16 protein-coding genes and 1 other RNA gene are annotated in these 17,427 nt (G+C 62.8%); 2 read left to right on the top strand and 15 right to left on the bottom strand.

Going from position 1 to position 17,427, the window contains the following annotated elements:
* Window positions 1-3 precede the first annotated feature (3 nt).
* The 7 genes from mraY to mraZ are packed head-to-tail and all read right to left on the bottom strand — an operon-like array spanning window position 4 to window position 7,642.
* Window positions 4-1,086 (bottom strand): phospho-N-acetylmuramoyl-pentapeptide-transferase, encoded by a 1,083-nt coding sequence (gene mraY / locus LGH82_RS32425; RefSeq protein ID WP_227346597.1) that lies wholly within the window; start codon window positions 1,084-1,086, stop codon window positions 4-6.
* A 24-nt stretch (window positions 1,087-1,110) separates the two neighbouring features.
* Window positions 1,111-2,544 (bottom strand): UDP-N-acetylmuramoylalanyl-D-glutamyl-2,6-diaminopimelate--D-alanyl-D-alanine ligase, encoded by a 1,434-nt coding sequence (locus tag LGH82_RS32420; RefSeq protein ID WP_227346596.1) that lies wholly within the window; start codon window positions 2,542-2,544, stop codon window positions 1,111-1,113.
* A complete protein-coding gene (locus LGH82_RS32415; protein ID WP_227346595.1) occupies window positions 2,541-3,995 on the bottom strand; it encodes a UDP-N-acetylmuramoyl-L-alanyl-D-glutamate--2,6-diaminopimelate ligase in 1,455 nt (484 codons plus the stop codon). The genes LGH82_RS32420 and LGH82_RS32415 overlap by 4 nt, the downstream gene beginning before the upstream one ends.
* A 54-nt stretch (window positions 3,996-4,049) precedes the next feature.
* Window positions 4,050-5,759: a peptidoglycan D,D-transpeptidase FtsI family protein gene (locus LGH82_RS32410; RefSeq protein ID WP_227346594.1), complete on the bottom strand. Its 1,710-nt coding sequence runs from the start codon at window positions 5,757-5,759 to the stop codon at window positions 4,050-4,052.
* Complete coding sequence (locus LGH82_RS32405; RefSeq protein ID WP_227346593.1) at window positions 5,756-6,151, bottom strand: hypothetical protein; 396 nt, start codon at window positions 6,149-6,151, stop codon at window positions 5,756-5,758. The genes LGH82_RS32410 and LGH82_RS32405 overlap by 4 nt, the downstream gene beginning before the upstream one ends.
* Window positions 6,152-6,155: 4 nt before the next feature.
* Entirely contained in the window at window positions 6,156-7,187 is a 1,032-nt protein-coding gene (rsmH, locus tag LGH82_RS32400) for a 16S rRNA (cytosine(1402)-N(4))-methyltransferase RsmH (RefSeq protein WP_227346592.1), read from the bottom strand.
* Window positions 7,184-7,642, bottom strand: coding sequence for a division/cell wall cluster transcriptional repressor MraZ (gene mraZ / locus LGH82_RS32395; protein ID WP_227349742.1), 459 nt, complete (start codon window positions 7,640-7,642; stop codon window positions 7,184-7,186). Before mraZ ends, rsmH begins: the two co-directional genes overlap by 4 nt.
* Before the next feature lie 409 nt (window positions 7,643-8,051).
* Between mraZ and LGH82_RS32390 the strand changes: the two genes are divergently transcribed.
* The gene (locus LGH82_RS32390; protein WP_227346591.1) at window positions 8,052-9,167 is read left to right on the top strand and encodes a cystathionine gamma-lyase; all 1,116 of its coding nucleotides are present in this window, start codon (window positions 8,052-8,054) and stop codon (window positions 9,165-9,167) included.
* Here LGH82_RS32390 and LGH82_RS32385 read toward each other — a convergent pair.
* The 7 genes from LGH82_RS32385 to LGH82_RS32355 all read right to left on the bottom strand — a co-directional run bounded on the left by LGH82_RS32385 (window position 9,054) and on the right by LGH82_RS32355 (window position 13,090).
* Window positions 9,054-9,407, bottom strand: a complete 354-nt coding sequence (locus tag LGH82_RS32385; RefSeq protein ID WP_227346590.1) for a type II toxin-antitoxin system RelE/ParE family toxin — start codon at window positions 9,405-9,407, stop codon at window positions 9,054-9,056. The genes LGH82_RS32390 and LGH82_RS32385 overlap by 114 nt on opposite strands.
* Before the next feature lie 20 nt (window positions 9,408-9,427).
* Window positions 9,428-9,736 carry a type II toxin-antitoxin system ParD family antitoxin gene (locus LGH82_RS32380; RefSeq protein ID WP_227346589.1) on the bottom strand — a complete coding sequence of 103 codons (309 nt, stop codon included), beginning with the start codon at window positions 9,734-9,736 and terminating at the stop codon, window positions 9,428-9,430.
* A 161-nt stretch (window positions 9,737-9,897) separates the two neighbouring features.
* Window positions 9,898-10,295, bottom strand: an RNA gene (gene rnpB / locus LGH82_RS32375) — RNase P RNA component class A.
* Window positions 10,296-10,376: 81 nt separating this feature from the next.
* The gene (locus tag LGH82_RS32370) at window positions 10,377-11,093 is read right to left on the bottom strand and encodes a lytic transglycosylase domain-containing protein (protein WP_227346588.1); all 717 of its coding nucleotides are present in this window, start codon (window positions 11,091-11,093) and stop codon (window positions 10,377-10,379) included.
* Window positions 11,094-11,276: 183 nt separating this feature from the next.
* On the bottom strand, window positions 11,277-12,044 hold the full coding sequence (locus LGH82_RS32365; protein ID WP_227346587.1) for an N-acetylmuramoyl-L-alanine amidase: 768 nt from the start codon (window positions 12,042-12,044) through the stop codon (window positions 11,277-11,279).
* Window positions 12,041-12,760, bottom strand: coding sequence for a J domain-containing protein (locus tag LGH82_RS32360; RefSeq protein ID WP_227346586.1), 720 nt, complete (start codon window positions 12,758-12,760; stop codon window positions 12,041-12,043). The genes LGH82_RS32365 and LGH82_RS32360 overlap by 4 nt, the downstream gene beginning before the upstream one ends.
* A gap of 126 nt (window positions 12,761-12,886) precedes the next feature.
* Window positions 12,887-13,090, bottom strand: a complete 204-nt coding sequence (locus tag LGH82_RS32355; protein WP_227346585.1) for a hypothetical protein — start codon at window positions 13,088-13,090, stop codon at window positions 12,887-12,889.
* A gap of 185 nt (window positions 13,091-13,275) precedes the next feature.
* Here LGH82_RS32355 and LGH82_RS32350 point away from each other — a divergent pair, with 185 nt between their 5' ends.
* Window positions 13,276-17,037 carry a hydantoinase B/oxoprolinase family protein gene (locus LGH82_RS32350; RefSeq protein ID WP_227346584.1) on the top strand — a complete coding sequence of 1,254 codons (3,762 nt, stop codon included), beginning with the start codon at window positions 13,276-13,278 and terminating at the stop codon, window positions 17,035-17,037.
* Between the two features lie 34 nt (window positions 17,038-17,071).
* Here the strand turns inward: LGH82_RS32350 and LGH82_RS32345 are convergent, their stop codons facing one another.
* Window positions 17,072-17,212, bottom strand: a complete 141-nt coding sequence (locus tag LGH82_RS32345) for a hypothetical protein (protein ID WP_227346583.1) — start codon at window positions 17,210-17,212, stop codon at window positions 17,072-17,074.
* Window positions 17,213-17,427: the final 215 nt, after the last annotated feature.

Genomic DNA, 17,427 nt, shown 5'->3' with positions numbered 1-17,427 from the left:
TGCCTATCTGAGCTTGAGGGTGGACAGGCCGACCAGCGCCAGGATGACGGCGATGATCCAGAAGCGGATCACCACCTGGCTTTCGGTCCAGCCGAGTTTTTCGAAATGATGGTGGATCGGCGCCATCAGGAACACGCGCTTGCCGGTCATCTTGAAGTAGCCGACCTGGATGATGACCGAGAGAATCTCGACCACGAACAGGCCGCCGACGATGACCAGCACGATCTCATGCTTGGTGGCGACCGCGACGGTTCCGATCAGGCCGCCCATGGCCAACGAGCCAGTATCGCCCATGAAGATCGCCGCCGGTGGCGCGTTGAACCACAGGAAGCCGAGGCCGGCGCCGATCACCGAGCCAAGCACGACAGCCAGTTCACCGGTGCCGGGCACGAAATGGATCTGCAGATATTCGGCGAAGACCGCGTTGCCGGAAAGATAGGCGATGACGCCGAAGGATGCCGCCGCGATCATGATCGGCACGATCGCCAGCCCGTCGAGACCGTCGGTCAAATTCACCGCATTGCCGGCGCCGACGATGACGAAGCACGAGAACGGGATGAAGAACCAGCCGAGATTGACCAGGAATTCCTTGGCGAAGGGGAAGGTCAGCGACGACGAGAACGGCGCCTGGCCATTGTGCACGATCACCCAGGCGGCGATGCCGGCGATGATGAATTCGAGCCCGAGCCGCGCCTTGCCGGAAAAGCCTAGATGCGACTGTTTCGTGACCTTCAGATAGTCGTCGTAGAAGCCGATCGAGCCAAAGCCGATGGTCACCAGCAGCACCACCCAGACATAGATGCTCGACAGGTTCGCCCACAGCAGCGACGAGCCGATGATACCGGACAGGATCATCAGCCCGCCCATGGTCGGCGTGCCCGCTTTCTTGAAATGCGTCTGCGGCCCGTCGGCGCGGATCGGCTGGCCCTTGCCTTGCCTGAGCCGCAGCGAATTGATGATGGTCGGTCCGAAGATGAAGACGATCAGCGCCGAGGTGATCAGCGCCCCGCCGGTGCGGAACGTGATATAGCGGAAGACATTGAAGACCGAGATCTTGTCCGCAAAATCGACGAGCAGTGTGAACATGCGATTTTCGTCCCCCGGACTGACCTAGGTCTGTTTGTTGGTTGTCGATTGCGCCGGAAATTTCCCAAGCAGCGCATCGACCAGTTTTACGAAACCGATACCCTTGGACGACTTGATCATGACCACGTCGCCGGGCTTCAGCGCCGACAGGAGCATCGGCTTCAAATCCTCCGCACCAGCGCGGTATTCCGTCTGGATGTCGGCGGGCAGGATCTCGGCCAAGGCCCGCATTTCGGGACCACCGAGAAACACCGTGCGCGTTTCCGTGCCGACGATGAGATCGGCGAGCGCTGCATGCAGCTTCGCCGAATGCTCGCCGAGTTCGAGCATGTCGCCGAGCACGGCGATGCGGCGCCCCTCACCCGAAACCGGCGTTGCGTTGAGCAGCGCCATCGCGGCGGCCATCGACGCAGGATTGGCGTTGTAGCTCTCGTCGATCAGCGTGATCGGCCCTTGCGGGAGCATCAGCACATGGCGCTTGCCACGCCCGCGTTCGGCCGACAGATCGGCCAGCGCCCCTGCCACCTTGGTCATGTCGGCGCCCACCAGGTGCGCGGCACCCAGCACCGCCAGCACATTCTGCACCATGTGGCGGCCCGGCGCGCCGATACGCGCTGAGATATCCCGCCCGCCGATCCGGGCGGTGATCATGGAATGATCCGCGTACAGTTCACAGCTGAGCAGCTTGAAGGTCGAGCGCGCGTTTTCACCAAAACCATGGACATGCTCGATGCCCGCGGCATGCGCCATCTTGTCGAGAAGCTTCCAGCGCGAATCGTCGCGGTTGAGGATCACCGCCCCGTCGGGTTCCAGGCCTTCGAAAATCTCGGCCTTGGCCTTGGCGATCTCGTCGAGATTGCGGAAGAAGCCGAGATGCGCCGCCGCGATCATCGTGATGATGGCTACATGCGGGCGGACCATCTTGACCAGCGGCCGGATCTCATCGGGATGGTTCATGCCGATTTCGAAGACGGCATAGTCACAATCATCGGGCATCCGCGCCAGCGTCAGCGGCACGCCCCAGTGGTTGTTGAACGACTGCGCCGACGCATGCACCTTGCCAACCGGCGACAGGACATGACGCAGCGCTTCCTTGGTGGTCGTCTTGCCCGCCGAACCGGTCACGGCAATGATCTTGGCATTGGACCTGGCACGCGCCGCGATCCCGAGCTTCTCCAGCGCCGCCAGCACGTCGTCGACGACGATCATCGGCGCGGTCAGCCGGCCGAGCGACGGCAGCTTGCCTTCTGCCACGACCAGCACGCCGGCGCCGGCCTTGATGGCGGCGGTGGCGAAATCATGGCCGTCCATCGCCTCGCCCTTGATGGCGAAGAAGGCGTCTCCAGGCTGCAGGCTGCGGCTGTCAATGGAAATGCCGACAATGCCTTCAGGCATCGAACCGATAGGCCGCCCGTCCATGGCGGCGATCAGCGCGTTGGAGGTCCAGAGCAAACTCATGCGGCGCGCTCGCGCAGCGCCGAGCGGACTTCCTCGTGATCGGAGAAGTGCAGCGTCTCGGTACCGATGGTCTGGCCTTCCTCATGGCCCTTGCCGGCCACGATCAGCGTATCGCCGGCATGCAGCATGGCGACTGCCTGGTGGATAGCCTCGCGCCGGTCGCCGATCTCGATGGCGCCGGGGGCCGCCGCCAGGATAGCGGCGCGGATCGTCGCGGGCACTTCGGAGCGCGGATTGTCATCCGTGACGATGACGATATCGGCGAGCCGCGTGGCGATCTCACCCATGATCGGCCGCTTGCCCCGGTCGCGGTCGCCGCCACAGCCGAACACGACGATGACGCGGCCGGTGGTGAACGGGCGAACCGAGGCCAGCACGTTTTCCAGCGCATCCGGCTTGTGGGCGTAGTCGACATAGACCGGCGCCCCGTTTGCCGTCGTGCCGACAAGGTCCAGCCGACCCGGCGCGCCTTTCAGTTTCTCCAATGCCATCAGGGCCTTGGCGACAGGTGTTCCCGTGGAAATGGCGAGACCCGCCGAAACCAGTGCGTTCGATATCTGGAAATCGCCGGCCAGCGGCAGGTCGATTTCATAAAGCACTCCGTCGGCCTCGACCTCGGCGCGCTGGCGATGGCGTTCGTGCTCGACCCGCTTCAGCTTGAGGAACTCGCCATGGCGGCCAACGGTCAGCACTTCAAGTCCTGCCGCCCGCGCCGCCTTTATCGTTGGCGCCGACCAGGGATCGTCAGCGAAGATGACGGCCGGCGCGCCCTTCGGCAGCAGTGTGTCGAACAGGCGCAGCTTGGCGCGGTGATAGTCCTCGACCGTGGGATGATAGTCCATGTGATCACGGCCGAGATTGGTGAAGCCGCCGGCGGCGAGTTTCACCCCGTCGAGGCGACGCTGGTCGAGCCCGTGGCTGGAGGCTTCCATTGAGGCGTGAGTAACGCCGGCGTCGGCCAATTCCCTGAGCAACTGGTGTAAGGCGACCGGATCGGGCGTCGTCAGCGAGCCATATTCGTTACGGCCAGGCGCGACCACGCCAGTGGTGCCGATCGAGGCGGCGGCATAGCCGGCCTGTTCCCAGATCTGCCGGGTGAAGGCGGCGACCGATGTCTTGCCGCTGGTGCCGGTCACCGCGACCATGGTTTGCGGCTGCCCACCGAAGTAGCGGGCGGCGCTCAGGGCAAGCGCCAGTCGGGGGTCATCGACGGTCAGTACCGTAACCGATGGCACGGCAACGGCGCTGCCCTTGCCTGTCACGATGGCGGCGGCACCGCGCGCGGCGGCGTCAGCGGCATAGGCAGCGCCATCGGCCTTGGTCCCGGCGAGTGCAAAAAAGACAACGCCCGGTTTCACCTGGCGTGAATCCGACGAAATCCCAGTAACTTCCGTATCGACGGAAGCTGTTCCCTCGACAGGCAGGATACCGGTTAGATCTTTCAGCTTCATCGAAATCCGTTCACCGCAACAAAATAGCGCGCAGTTGCCGGCGCGCCCTAAGAATCACTGATAGGAAACCAGCGTTGCACCATTTTCATGGCTGAAATCTGGCTTCACGCCAAGCATGGCAGCCGAGCGTCTGATGATATTGCCGGCCATGACCCCCGCATTCGCGGCCGCGACGTCTGTCATGCCAGGCTTTTCCGGGTGCGGGGCGTCGGCAATCGTAAACACCAGGTATTGCGGATCGTCCATCGGGAAGGCGGCGACGAAGGTGTTGAAATTCAAATCCTTCGAGTAGCGGCCATTGACGACCTTCTCAGCTGTTCCGGTCTTGCCGCCAACGCGGTAGCCGGGGACTCTGGCGTTCCTGGCCGAGCCTTTCTCGGCATTGAGCGAATAGAGGTAGCGCATGCCATCGACCGTTTTGTCGCGGACCACTTTCTTGGCCAGCGCCATCGCCTCCTGCTGCGTGCGCACCAGGAAGGTGGGGTTCATCAGATAGCCGCCATTCATCAGCGCCGCGCAGCCGACTGCCGCTTGCAGCGGCGTCGTCGACACGCCATGGCCAAAGGCGATGGTGAACGAATTGACCTGCTTCCAGACCCTCGGCTCAGTCGGGCGGGCGACTTCCGGCAGTTCGGTCTGCATCTTGTCCAAGATTCCAAGGCGATGCAGGAATTCGCGGTGTCCCTCGATGCCGACCAGTTCGGCCTCTCTGGCCGACCCGATGTTGGACGAATAGAGGAACACCTCAGGCAACGACAGCACACGGTTCTTGCCGTGGAAATCGTGAATGGCCTGATGGCCGACCCGGATTGGATGCGAAGCGTCGAAGCGGCTCGTCATCGTCGCCTTGCCGGAATCGAGCGCCATGGCCGAGGTGAAGCTCTTGAAGGTCGAGCCCATCTCATAGAGCCCCGCCGACATCCGATTCAACCGGTCCTTTTCCTGTGCATTATAAGGATTGTTCGGATCAAAATCCGGCACCGAGGCCATGGCCACCACTTCGCCGGTCTTGACGTTGAGTACAACGGCGCCAGCGCCGATGGCGCGATAGCGCTCCAGGCCGGCGGCGATCTCGTCGCGCACCACATGCTGGACGCGCAGGTCGATCGAAAGCTTCACCGGCTTGAGATCCTTGGCCACCGCCAGGCCCGACGCCTGCAGGTCGCTCAGGCCCTGCTCATCGATATATTTCTCCATGCCGGAGATGCCCTGGTTGTCGATATTGGTCAGGCCGACAATGTAGGACGAGGTTTCGCCGCTCGGATAGAAACGGCGCTTCTCCGTGCGAAAGCCGAAGCCGGGAATGCCGAGCTGCATGATGTCGGACTGCTGCTTGGGCGTCAGCTGCCGCTGCAGCCAGACGAAGCCGGCGCCGCTCTTCAGCTTGTGATAGGTCTGCTCATAGTCGATCTCGGGCAGCACGGTCGACAGTTTCTCGATCGCCTCGTCGGCGTCGACGATGCGGCGCGGCTCGGCAAACAGCGACGCCGTCTTGATGTCCGTCGCCAGCACCTCGCCATTGCGGTCGACAATGTCGGGGCGTGACGCCGTCACCCGGCTCTGCGGCCCGCCCGACATGTCGGGGGACTGGAAGCCGAGATAGACCAGCCGCCCGGAAATTGTCGAGAAAATGCCGAAGAACACCGCCATCGTCATCACGATGCGCGCCTTGCCCTTGCCGCCGGTGGCCTTGCGGGCGCCCTCGACGACGATCGATCCGTCTTCACCTGTCTTGGCGCGGCGCTTCAGCAGTTTGCCGATCATTGGGCGATGCCTCCGGTCACGACGGGGTCCTTGCCGCCCGAAGGCGCCTTGTTGGAATTGTCGGCCATGCCATCCCCGCGCGCCTTCAGGATGTCCTGAATGTCGAGGGCCTTGGCCGGCAGATCGCCCAAGCCGACGATCTGGCGCGCGCTGACTGGCTCGAGTGCGAGCTGCGACTTGTAGAGCTCAGTCAGCTTCTGCAGTCGCGACGGCTGGGTGAGCAAGCTCCAGTCGGCCTTGAGCAGGTCGATCGTTTCCTCCTCGTAGCGGATCTGCTGCTGGATCTTCTGCACCGACGCCAATTGTTCCTCGGCCTCGCGCTTGGTCTTGTAGGTCAAGGCGGCCGCCGCAACCATGACGGCGATCAGGACTATGTCGCTGGTACGAAACACGTGCTCACCTCTCTCCCGACCGATCGGTGCCGGGAAGTTTTGGGCCGGGAAGTTTGGGCAGGCCGAAAATCGAAAAGTCGCCGGCGCGCGCTGGCGCGTCCGTGCGAATTGCCGCGCGCAGCCTGGCGGAGCGCGATCGCGGATTGGCTGAAATCTCGGCATCACCGGGCGTCACGCCGCCGCCCGCCTTGCGGAAGGTCGCGGTGCGCGCCTGCGCCTCGGGCAGATGCCGCGAGCCCGTCATGGCGTCGGCACGATCGGCGATGAAGCGTTTGACGATACGGTCTTCCAGCGAATGAAAGGTCACCACGACGAGCCGTCCACCGGGCTTCAAAGCACGTTCAGCGGCGAACAACGCCTTGGCCAGTTCGCCAAGCTCGTCATTGACGAAGATGCGCAGCGCCTGGAAGACGCGGGTGGCTGGATGGATCTTGTCCTTGGGCGCGCGGCCGATATGCGTTTCGATGGCGTCGGCCAGATCGAGCGTGCGTTCGAACGGACGCTTTTCGCGACGGTTCTCGATCATGCGGGCGATGCGGCCGGCATGGCGCTCCTCACCGAGGAACCCGAAGATGCGAGCGAGGTCGCCCATCTTGAAGGAGTTGACGACATCGGCGGCGCTCAAGCCGGCCTGAGCCATGCGCATATCGAGCGGCCCGTCGGCGCGAAACGAGAAGCCCCGCTCCGGCTGGTCGATCTGCATGGAGGAGATGCCGATATCGAGCACGACGCCGTCAGCGCTTTCGACATGCTCGTCCAGCGTCGAGAACGGCGCTTGGACGAGCGTCAGCCGGCCAGCCGATTGCGCTTCGAGCGCACGCCCGGCGGCGATCGCATCGGGATCGCGGTCGATGGCCACGACGGAAGCCCCCTCGGCCAGAATGGCCTTGGTATAGCCGCCGGCGCCGAACGTGCCGTCGACGATCAAATCGCCTTCCACCGGCGAAAGCGCTTCCAGCACTTCGCCAAGGAGGACCGGAATGTGGCGGGCCGGTCCGCCAACGGCGTGAGGGTCATCGCCGTTGCCAGCCATCATTCCGGTCGCTCCCCAGGCTTCGTCCCCTGCCGAAGCTGCAACAGCCGGGCGCGGGCTTGCGCGCCATAGGCCGCAAGCCGTCCCGGCTCCCAGATCTGAAAGAAATTGCCGCGCCCGACAAAGGCCGCTTCCGCCGAAATGCCGGTGTGCTCGCGAATGAAATCCGTCATCGTGATGCGACCGTCCTGATCGAGCTTCAGGAACGTCCCATCGCCATGGCAGAAGAAGGACATGTCGTCCGCCGTCCGCAGGAAAGGATCCTCTTGCGCGATGCGCTGCTCGTAGCGGTCGAGCAGGTCCAGCCCACCGACATCCATCGCCTGCAGGTCCAGGCAGCGCAGCGCGTAAAGTTCCGAATAGCCACGTTTCTGCACAACGGCACGGAAATGCGCCGGAACGGAAACCCGTCCCTTCGCATCGATCCTGCTCACCGTATTTGAGAGAAACCGGTCCATCATCCGTTACAGCCGCTCGCGCCGCCGCACCCCTCTCCAACTTGCCGTTCGCGCCGTCGCGGCACGTTCCCCGTCCAGAACCAAGCTCGTTCGCAGGGGCGAAAACCGGCAAACGCGCAGCCGCCGCGGCTGCCCGATTGGCGTACGCTTCACCCTGACGCGGAACGAAGGCTTGAGTATGAAAATGGGATATCATGGGGCACTATGGGCGTCAACGGGAACAGGCTTCACAAACACGCGCGCCACGACGAATGAGAGCAGCCTTGACGGCACGTCTCGTCTTTATGGTCTATTAAGCCTAACGAACCGTTTAGAGCCGCGTGGCCCAACCGGACGCGGTTGCCGCGAGCCCTCGCCCGGCATAGCGTCTGCGCACAACTATTGGGTAGGCAACAGGGTTAGAGAATCGATGACTGAAACCGCGAACATACGCGCTGCGGCACTTCCCCATCTGCGCAACAGCGGGCTGGCCAAGGGCGACCCGATCCCCCTGCCCTTGACCATGGCCTCGATCTATCACACGCCCGGCGATGCCACCGGTTTCGACCAGTATGGCCGCTTCAGCAACCCGACCTGGAATGCGGTGGAGCATATGCTGGCACATCTGGAAGGTGCGCCCTGCGTCGGCTTTCCGTCCGGCATGGGTGCCATCTCGGCCGTGTTCTTCGCCCTGCTCAAGACCGGCGACCGGGTCCTGCTGCCGTCGGACGGCTATCATACGACACGGGCGCTGGCTGAGCGCTTCCTGAAGCCGTTCGGCATCGCCTGTGATGTTCGGCCGACATCGACATTCCTTGACGGCGGCTTCGACGGATATCGCCTCGCCTTCGTCGAAACCCCGTCCAATCCGAGGCTCGACATCTGCGACATCACAGCGGTCGCCGAGGCCGTTCACAAGGCCGGCGCTCTCCTGGTGGTCGACAACACGACAATGACGCCCTTCGGCCAACGTCCGCTCGACCATGGCGCCGACATTGTGATCGCCGCCGACACCAAGGCGCCCAACGGCCACTCCGATGTGCTGTTCGGCCACGTCGCCAGCCGCGACGCAAAGGTCATCGCCGCCGTGACCGACTGGCGCGAAACCGCGGGCGGCATTCCCGGACCTTTCGAGGCATGGCTGGTGCATCGCGGCCTTGAAACCCTCGATGTTCGGTTCGACCGCATGTGCTCATCCGCCGAAGTGATCGCGCGACGGCTCCAGGGCCATCGGGCCGTCAGCGGCCTGCGTTATCCCGGCCTCGAAAGCGATCCGTCACACAACCTCGCCCGCGTTCAGATGGAACGTTTCGGTTTTCTGGTCTCCTTCGAGCTCGCATCCGAGGAAAAGGCCGAGGATTTCATCAACAACTGCACGTTGATGCAGGCCGCGACCTCCTTCGGCGGGGTTCACACAGCGGCCGAGCGACGATCAAAGCGGGGCGATGCGGTTCCACCCGGCTTCGTACGCCTGTCGGTCGGCTGCGAACCGGTGGAAGAACTCTGGAAGGCAATCGAGGCATCGCTGGACAAGATTGGCGACTGAACCGGTCGGGCAGGCGGTGAGGTCATCGGCGTCTATCTGGCGTCGGCCGTGCAGCACGCGAACGATTTCGATCGCGTCGTCGTGCACGCGGTACAAGGTGAGATATTCGCTGACCAGGAGATGACGGATGCCGGGCGCAATGTCCTCGCGCGGCGCGCCTGAGAACGGGTAAACTACCAATTGCTGCCAGCGAGCCCCGATCCGATCGAGCAGGCGATCTGCTGCTGCCTCGCCCGACATGGAGCCAGATCGCGATCAGATCATCTTCGGACTGCGATGTTCGAACGATCCGCCGAACACTCATGCCGCGTTGTCGGACGCTTGCGGGCTTCGGCCTTGATCTCATCCATCGAACCAAATCGTCCCGGCCCGCTGTCGATCCCCTCCTGGACCAGCTTGCGCAGTTCCTCCAGCGTATAGCCGTGCAGGTCGCGCCGGTCCTTCCACTGGCGCAGCGCGTCACGGATCACTTCGCTGGCCGACGCGTATTCGCCGGCGGCAACCACATCGTCCACCGCCGCCGCCAGTTCCGGTGAGAGCGTAATGCTGCGTTTGTCGACCTGGCCCATGACAAGCTCCTGATGCTTCCATCAAGAATGGTACGATTTAATCGCACCAGTTTCAAGAAAAGCCTCCGGCCTTGCAGGCCCGGCGAAACCGATCGAAAGCCCATGAATCAAGAGGCGCGCCCGAAGGCGCAACCCGCTGATATCAGGGAACTATCGGGTAAATTGCCAGCTGGCCTGTAAGCCGGGTTCTGTATGGCCCTCGCTCCTTGCGGCGCGAGAACGTGGCGGCCATTCATCTTGGGCGCATGTTGCCATGCGCCTCACGCAACCTACCCGGACGGTGAGCCGGAAACAGCCCTCGAGGGTTTCCCCTCGCACCGCCCCTATTCGGTTTTGCTCCCGGTGGGGTTTACCGTGCCGCTCCTGTTGCCAGTCGCGCGGTGGGCTCTTACCCCACCCTTTCACCCTTACCACGAAAATCGTGGCGGTTTGCTTTCTGTGGCACTTTCCCTGGGGTCGCCCCCGCCGGCCATTAACCGGCACCGTGTTTCCATGGAGCCCGGACTTTCCTCACCCGCAGCCTTTCGGCTCTAGCGGGTGCGGCCGCCCAGCCAGCTGGCAAGGCGTATAAAGGGGTTCACGCCCGAAAACGCAAACGAAAAAGCAGCTTATCACCGGCCGTCTTGGCGACGTTTCCCGCTTATGCAGGGGCGCCAAGTGCCGCCAGTTGCACCTTGACCTTGCTGCAATAGGCCGCCGAGATCGGGTTCATCCGCGTGGCGCCATGGCCGGCATTGTATTTCAGGATCGTGCCGCAGGTCGTGCCGCCGCCCAGATCCTTGGCCATCGCCAGATACTTCATGCCGTACTTGATGTTCGTCTCGGGGTCGAAGAGGCCCTTGGTCGAGCCGTTGTAGCCCATCATCCGCGCCGTCGCCGGCTTGATCTGCATCAGGCCGATCTCACCGGCACCACCGACCATGTGCGGTCTGTAGTTGCTTTCGATCTTGATGACGGCGTTGGCCAGCGATACCGGCACGCCGTAGCTCGCCGCATAACGTGCGACAATCGCCGAATACTGCCCGACACCGGCCGCCGCCACCGATGCCGCTGCATTGCCCGGGCCAATCGATGCGGTCGTCGTCATGTCGACATTTGTCCTGTTGCGTTTGGCGTAACGCCTGGTGATCGGCTTCTTCGCGCTTGCCGAGGCAATCCTTTCCACCTTGGCTTTCTTCGCCCCTTTCACGCTCCGGCTGGCTGATGCCTTGCTGGTCGGCGCCTTGGCACTTGTGGCGGAAGCGGGAAGAAGACCCTGGTCGGCCCGAGGGCTCAACGAAGCGGCATTGGCCGCACTGAAGGCAAAAGTCATTACGCCGGCAGCAAGAGCTGCCGTTACAACGGTCAATTTCTGCATTTGATCCTGTTCTGTCTGAACCGCGTGAAGACATCACGCGGCGATGCTCAATCTATATCGGGGCGTCCGGGGACTGGAGGTCCGACAATTTGTACGGAGCGTCGTTTGAAGGTCGAATTGGTGCCAATGAAGGCGGGGCAAGTCACTTTGAGTGACAGCCTGTAACTTAAACGATCGGAAAGATTACTTGGCGGCGATTACCGTTACGGAAGCGAGCAGCCTTTGCAGGGTGCGGATCGTCGATGAATCGGCAAGGCCATCCACCCTGCGCGGTCGGAAATGCCGCTGAAACGCCTCGACCACGATTTCGGTCTGAGGGTCGAAACCTCCAGTGATCTCCACGCCATAACCGTAAAGCGTCAACATCGATTGCAGCGCCTCGACATCGGTTCCCGCATCGCCAGCCTTCAGAACCGCACTCCGCCGGATCGGCGCGGCAGGAACAAGATGGCCGACCCCGGCCTCGAACAGGGCTTTCCACGGGAATTTCTCGCCGGGATCTACCTTGCGTCCCGGCGCCACGTCGGAATGGGCGAGCACACGGTGCGCAGGAATGGAATGGCGACGGGTGATCCCCGCGCACAGGCCGATGACGGCATTGATCTGCCGTTTTGGAAAGCCGGGGTAGCCAAGCGAATGCCCGGGATTGACGATTTCGATGCCGACAGAGCAGGAGTTGATGTCCGTTCGCCCGAACCACGAGCTCTTGCCGGCATGCCAGGCGCGGTCGCTTTCCCTGACCATCTGGACGACGCGGCCATCCTCATGGACGAGATAGTGAGACGAAACCTCGCTGGCTGGATCGCACAGCCAGGCCTCGGCGCCGGCGCCGGTGCCCATGCCCGTATAGTGCAACACGATCATGTCGGGGCTGGGCGTGTCCCGCCTCGGGCCGAAATTCGGCGATACCCTGACCTCGGCGTTCGGCTCGTCGGGCAGGAAACCACTCATGCGTGTCGCAGGCCCCGCTCGATCATCTCGTAGGCCGCATTGATGGCCGCGACCCTGGTCGTTGCGATCTTGATGAACTCTTGCGGCAGGCCACGCGCGATCAGCCGGTCCGGATGATTGTCGGACACCAGCTTGCGATAGCGCTTCCTGACTTCCTCGAACGACTTGCCGCGCTCGATGCCGAGCACGACATAGGGATCCGCCGCGCCAAGATTGACGTGGCGCGCCAGGATGCTCTCGTAGTGCGCTTCGTCGATGCGGAAGATTTGGGCGATGCGGTGCAGGAACAGGCCCTCGTGCTCGTGGATCAGCCCATCGGCCTTGGCGATGTGGAACAGGCCGTCGAGTATGTCTTCCAGCATCACGCAGTTCGAATGGCCCGAGCCGCAAAGCTGCGCCATCCGTTCGGCATAGGTTTCGAAGCCGGCGACATCCTGCTGCGCCAGATTGTAGAGACGCGCCACATTGCGTCTCTCCGAAGGCGGCACCTCGAATATTTCCTGGAATGCGCGCACCTCGTCCTGGGTGACGATGCCATCGGCCTTGGCCATTTTGGCCGACAGCGCGATCATCGCTACGGAGAAGGCGACACGCCGGCGCAAATCCGCATCACCGGAGAAAACCGTGCGCACGGCCTCGACCACGTCAGCGACGCCAGACGACGCAGAAGACGAAACGCGTGTGATGAAGTCGCCGAGGCGGTCCCAAATCGACATGGGGGCTTCTTAGAACCACCGGGCATCCCTATCAAGCCAAGACAGTGCCGCAGGCATCCAATAGCAAGAAGGCCGGCATCGCCGGCCTTCCCAAACGCATAATACGGATACTGATACTATTGCGTGCTACTGCGCGGGTGCCGCGGGAGCTGGTGTTGCCGGAGCCGGTTGGGCGGGCTTCGTTGCATCGGGCGTAGCCGGCTTCATCGTCTGATCGGCGGCCGGCGGATTGGTGCTCTGGGTGGTAGTCTTGTCGGTGCCGCTGTCGCTGCATGCCGCGACGCCAAACAGAGCCAAGGCGGAAATGGACGTAAGAATGAGCTTTTTCATAACATCTCTCCTTCAAAAAACGCTCACGTTCCGGTGAGCGGTCGAAGAGGAAATGCGTGGCGCGCCAATTTTGTTTCGTCACGTTGCGTGTCGGTTTGTAATACCAGTCCCACCATCGCTGGGCGTTGCCGGTCAGCCGTTTGCATTCTAACAAGTCGTACCCGCCCGCTGGAGAGAACACTGACATGACCGCGAAATGGGATTTCTGGATCGATCGTGGCGGCACGTTCACCGATGTCATCGGCCGTGACCCGCAAGGTGGTCTGCATCCCCGCAAACTCCTGTCGGAAAACCCCGAAGCCTATACGGATGCCGCCATACAGGGCATCCGCGACCTGCTCGGACTGTCATCGGACGCGGCCATCCCGCCCGGCCTGATCAGGGATATCAAGATGGGCACCACGGTGGCTACAAACGCGCTGCTGGAGCGCAAGGGCGACCGCGTCCTGCTGCTCATCACCAAGGGATTTCGCGACGCACTGAAGATCGCCTATCAGGCGCGACCAGATATCTTTGCCAAGGAGATCATCCTGCCGGAGCAGATCTACGAGCGCGTCATCGAGATCGATGAGCGCGTTCGCGCCGACGGCTGCGTCGAGCGCCTGCTCGACATCTCCGCTTGTCGTCCGGCCATCGAGCAGGCGAAGGCCGACGGCATTAATGCCGTGGCGATCGTTTTCATGCACGCCTGGAAATATCCCGATCATGAGAAGGTGGTGGCGAAGGTCTGCCGCAAACTCGGCTTCAGCCAGGTCTCGGTCAGCCACGAAGTCTCGCCGCTGATCAAGCTGGTCGGTCGCGGTGATACGACCGTGGTTGATGCCTATCTGTCGCCGATCCTGTCGCGATATGTGCAGAGGGTGGCGGGGGAGTTGGGGATTATTGGGAGCAGCACTGGCGCTGCCCCTCATCCGCCTGCCGGCACCTTCTCCCCGTATAGTGACGGGGAGAAGGACAGCGCTCCGACGCTGGCGCCCCCCTCTCCCCGTTCTTCACGCGAAGAGGGTAAGAGTGAGGGGCAGCACCAACCTCACCTCATGTTCATGATGTCGTCGGGCGGCCTCACCGCCGCCGACATGTTCCAGGGCAAGGACGCGCTTTTGTCCGGTCCGGCTGGCGGCGTCGTCGGCATGGTCGAGACGGCAAAACTCGCCGGTTTCGAAAAAGTCATCGGCTTCGACATGGGCGGCACCTCCACAGATGTCGCCCATTATGACGGCGAATATGAACGCGCCTTCGACACCGAAGTTGCCGGCGTGCGCATCCGCGCGCCGATGATGCGCATCCACACGGTCGCGGCCGGCGGCGGTTCGATCCTCCACTACGAAGCCGGACGCTTTCGTGCCGGCCCCGATTCCGCGGGCGCCAATCCCGGTCCGGCCGCATACCGGCGCGGCGGTCCGCTCGCCGTCACCGACGCCAATGTCATGCTGGGCAAGTTGCAGCCGGGTTTTTTCCCCGCCATTTTCGGGCCTGGCCAGGACCTGCCCCTCGACGTTGAGACAGTGCGCGAGAAATTCACCGCGCTCGCCGCCGAAATCGGCGATGGCCGCACGCCCGAAGTCGTCGCGGAAGGTTTCGTCACCATCGCCGTCGAGAACATGGCCAATGCCATCAAGAAGATCTCCGTGCAGCGCGGCTACGATGTCACCGAATATCTGCTGAACTGCTTTGGCGGCGCAGGCGGCCAGCATGCTTGCCTGGTGGCCGACGCGCTCGGCATGGAGGCGGTGCTGATCCACCCCTTCTCCGGCCTGCTTTCGGCCTATGGCATCGGCCTTTCCTCGGTCTTTGCCTCGCGCCAGCAAGCGCTGCTGATGCCATTGGCCGAAAACTCCAAGCCGGCGATCGACGATCTCATCGCGGTTCTGCGCAAGGCCGTGGTCGGGGAACTCGCCGCGCAGAATATCGCCGAAAGCGCCGTTGCGACGAAGCCGGTGCTGCAGGTCCGTTACGATGGCACCGACACCGCGCTGCCGGTGAATTTCGAGCACGGCTCGATTGAGCAAGCAAGGAGCGACTTCGAATCCGCCCACAGGGCACAGTTCGGCTTCATCTACGACGACAAGCCGATGATCGTCGAAACCGTCGGCGTTGAGGGCATGGAGACCGGCAACCAGCAGAACGCCGAGGCCTACGCGCCGGCAGGACCGGCAAGGGGCGAGGCCAAGCCTTTGGAACGCCGGCAGGTCTACACCGAAGGCCGTTGGCACGAGGCCGGCGTCTACCGCCGCGAAGACCTGTGCCCGTCCAATCTGATCGCCGGCCCCGCCCTTATCATCGAGCCGAACCAGACCATTGTCGTCGAGCCGGGCTGGCGTGCGGAAATCACCAACCTCAACCACGTCGTGATACGCCGCACGGAAAAGAAGGCGCGCACTGCGGCCCTCGGCACCGAGGCCGATCCGGTGATGCTCGAGGTCTTCAACAACCTGTTCATGTCGATCGCCGAGCAGATGGGCGTCACGCTGCAGAACACCGCCTATTCGGTGAACATCAAGGAACGGCTGGACTTTTCCTGCGCCGTCTTCGACCGCACCGGTGCGCTGGTCGCCAATGCGCCGCACATGCCCGTGCATCTGGGCTCGATGGACCGTTCGGTCGAAACCATCATCCGGCTGAACGCCGGCGACATCCATCCCGGCGACGTCTTTGCGCTCAACGCGCCCTACAATGGCGGCACGCATCTGCCTGATATCACGGTGGTGACGCCTGTCTTCGACGATACCCGGAAAGTGATCCTCTTCTACACCGCCTCGCGCGGCCACCACGCCGATATCGGCGGCACCGCACCCGGCTCCATGACCCCACTCGCCACCACGGTCGACGAGGAAGGCGTGCTGTTCGACAATTTCCGCATCGTCGATCGCGGCAAATTCCGTGAGGCGGAATTGCACACATTGCTGACCGATCACCCCTACCCGGCCCGCAACCCGCACCAGAACATCGCCGACCTCAAGGCGCAGATCGCCGCCAATGAGAAAGGCGTAGCCGAACTGCGCAAGATGGTGGCGCATTTCGGCCTCGATGTCGTCGAGGCCTATATGGGCCACGTCCAGGACAATGCGGCGGAAAGCGTGCGCCGGGTGCTGGAGCGACTGCCCGACAGTTCGCGGTATGAGTACCCGACCGATACCGGCCAGGTGATCAAGGTCAAGATCAGCGTCGACCGAGAGAAGCGCGAGGCGACCGTCGATTTCACCGGCACGTCGCCGGTGATGAAGAACAATTTCAACGCACCCGAGCCCGTCGCCCGCGCGGCCGTCCTCTATGTCTTCCGCGTCATGGTCGAGGACATGATCCCGATGAATGCCGGCTGCCTGCGGCCCATCAACATCATCATTCCCGACGGTTCGATGCTGAAACCCGCCTACCCGGCCGCCGTCGTCGCCGGCAATGTCGAGACCTCGCAGCATGTAACCAACGCGTTGTTCGGCGCCATGGGCGCGATGGCCAACGCCCAGGGCACGATGAACAACCTCACCTTCGGCAACAAGCAGTACCAGTATTACGAGACGATCTGCTCTGGCTCGCCAGCCGGCCACATGAACTCCGGCCGCGGCTTTGCCGGAACGTCCGGCGTCCACACCCACATGACCAATTCGCGCCTCACCGATCCGGAAGTGCTGGAACTGCGCTTTCCCGTCGTGCTCGAGGATTTCCACATCCGCGAAGGGTCGGGCGGCAAGGGCAAATGGGGCGCCGGCGACGGCACCAAACGCACCATCCGCTTCCTCGAAAAAATGGAATGCGCGATCCTGTCCTCGCACCGCAACCGGCCACCACTAGGATTGGACGGCGGCGGCGACGGCGAGGTCGGATCGACGAAGGTGCGCCGCAAGGACGGGACGGTCGAAGTGCTGAAGGCCTGCGATCAGACGGTGCTCCAACCGGGCGAGGCAGTCATTGTGACCACGCCGACGCCAGGAGCCTTTGGCAAGGCCTGACGCGCTTTCCCTTGGGAAAAAGCATCAGGACCATTCAGCGGCGATGCTGGCCCGGCAGGTAATCGCGCTGCACGCCGAACTCCATCGCCCAAAGCCCCTGTATATCCGCACCGCCATCTCGGCCTGTCCGCGGAGCGAGACCTTGCGACCAGGGAATGTCCTTGTATCGGGACATTCCCGTACCCTTCGTAGAGACGTGGAATTGAAGGCCGCTTCAGATTCAGAGGCGAACTCGATGATTTCCCGCTGGAAATCCTCCACGCCCGCGGCCCTGACAGTACTTGGAATCGCAAACGTTGTTTCAGGTAACGGATCGAGAATCGGGTCGATTCCGATATTTCCCAGGACCCGTGAACAATACATGACCATTTCCGGAATCCACTACAAACA

The organism is Mesorhizobium sp. PAMC28654 (assembly GCF_020616515.1).
GTDB lineage: Bacteria > Pseudomonadota > Alphaproteobacteria > Rhizobiales > Rhizobiaceae > Mesorhizobium.
The sequence above is the reverse complement of the archived record's forward strand: the minus strand, read 5'-3'. Positions and strand labels throughout refer to the sequence as shown.